The organism is Aureimonas sp. AU40 (assembly GCF_001463785.1).
Lineage (GTDB): Bacteria > Pseudomonadota > Alphaproteobacteria > Rhizobiales > Rhizobiaceae > Aureimonas.
The window spans coordinates 1-1,209 of the sequence record NZ_BBWL01000068.1 but is presented as its reverse complement, the minus strand read 5'-3'; the positions used below and the strand labels follow the sequence as shown (position 1 = coordinate 1,209).

General features: G+C 67.9%; 1 protein-coding gene. It reads right to left on the bottom strand.

Annotation, left to right across the window (positions count from 1 at the left end; all coding sequences use genetic code 11):
• The coding region (locus tag AUL32_RS24285; RefSeq protein WP_062121101.1) for an aminotransferase at positions 1-1,209 on the bottom strand (1,209 nt) is incomplete at both ends.

Below are 1,209 nucleotides of genomic sequence, written 5' to 3'. Positions count from 1 at the left end.
AGGCGCTCCAGCGTCCGGCCCATGCGGGTCATGATCTCGCCGACATCCTCTTGCGTGACGATCATCGGCGGGCAGAGCGCCAGCTGGTCGCCGATGGAGCGGAAGATCAGCCCTTCCTCGTGGCCGATTGCGGCGGCGATCTGACCGGCCCGGCCGGCCTTCTCGAAGGGGCGCTTGGTCGCCTTGTCGGCCACCAGCTCCAGCGCCCCGATCAGCCCCGCGCCGCGCACCTCGCCCACCAGCGGGTGGCCCGCAAAGCTCTGCAGCCCCGCCTGGAACGGCTGTTCCAGCCGCGCCGCGTTGCCCATCAGATCGCGCTCCTCGATGATCGCGATGTTCTCCAGCGCGACGGCGGTGGCGACGGGATGGCCCGAGGCGGTGAAGCCGTGGCCGAAGACGCCGAGCCGGGCCGAGTTGTCGGCGATCGGCGCATAGACCGCCTCCGACAGCATCACCGCGGCGAGCGGCATGTAGGAGGAGGTGATCTGCTTCGACAGCGTCATGATGTCGGGCGTGAACCCGTATTTCTGGCAGCCGAAGGGCGTGCCGAGCCGGCCGAAGCCGCAGATCACCTCGTCCGAGACGAGGAGGATGTCGTTGGCCCGGCAGATGCGCTCGACGCCCTCCCAATAGCCGGCGGGCGGCGGCATGACGCCGCCCGCCGCCATCAGCGGCTCGCCGATGAAGGCCGCGATCGTCTCGGCCCCTTCCTGCGCGATGACGTCCTCGAGCTCGGCGAGAAGCCGGGCGGTGAACTCGGCCTCGCTCTCGCCCTCATGACCGAAGCGGTAGAAGTGCGGGCAGGTGAGATGGCGCACCGGGATCGCCGGCAGGTCGAAGTCGCGATGGTTGGTGGGCAGGCCGGTGAGGGAACCGGAGGCGATGGTGATGCCGTGATAGGCCTTGGTGCGGGCGAGGAACTTCTTCTTCTCCGGCTTGCCCATCGCGTTCGAGCGATACCAGACCATCTTGACGATCGTGTCGTTGGCCTCCGATCCGGACGAGGTGAAGAAGGCGCGGGTCAGGGGCTCGGGCGTCATCTCGGCGAGCTTCTCGGCGAGGCGGATCGAGGGCTCGTTCGATTTGGAGGTGAACGTGTGGTAGTAGGGCAGCTTCAGCATCTGCTGATAGGCCGCGTCCGCCAGGCGCTTTTCGGAAAAGCCGACGCCGACCGACCAGAGGCCGGCCAGCCCCTCGATATACTCCTTG